General features: G+C 69.9%; 1 pseudogene. It reads right to left on the reverse strand.

What is annotated here, in order from left to right:
• Positions 1-196: 196 nt before the first annotated feature.
• Positions 197-537 (reverse strand): annotated as a pseudogene (gene sbcB, locus GPL81_RS31695) (exodeoxyribonuclease I); the annotation flags it as partial.
• Positions 538-591: the final 54 nt, after the last annotated feature.

Genomic DNA, 591 nt, shown 5'->3' on the forward strand with positions numbered 1-591 from the left:
CAACACAAACCACCCCAACACCGTCACCCACGATCCACCACCACCACGGCCCCCCACAACAGCAACCCCCCCCCCCCCCCCCACCCCACAAGCCCCGCACCGTCTGGAGTGGGTCTTGGTTGCGCCCCCCCCCCTCCGGAGCAACCAAACTCAGCGCCCACCCCAGGCCCAACCCTCCACCCCCCGCCCACCCAGCCCCCCCCCCCCACACCCTGCCTAGGGATCGAAAAAGGTGCCGTACAGGCTGTGGCGGGGCAGCTCGTCGTCGGAACGCCATGGATTAGACCCCGCGCCGCAGGTGCGCGGAGCCGACAGTTGGGCATGCACCCGGGGCATGAAATCGGCTTCGCCCAGGCCTTGCGCAGACAAGCGGACAGGCGTAATGACGGCAATCGCACAAGGCGCCGGGTGCGGGCGGATGTCGTCACTGGGCTGGCAATAGAGGTTGACGGGCCCGGCTTTTTTATTTGGGTGGGAGGGAGTGCGGAGCCCCGTGAGTTGTGGTGGGCGGTCGGAGAGGGGGGGGAGGCCGGTCGTTGTTTAGGGGGGCCTGGGGGGGGGGGGGGTGGGGTGGTGGGGGGGCGGGGAGGG

It is taken from the genome of Pseudomonas izuensis (genome assembly GCF_009861505.1).
Taxonomy (GTDB): Bacteria; Pseudomonadota; Gammaproteobacteria; order Pseudomonadales; family Pseudomonadaceae; genus Aquipseudomonas; species Aquipseudomonas izuensis.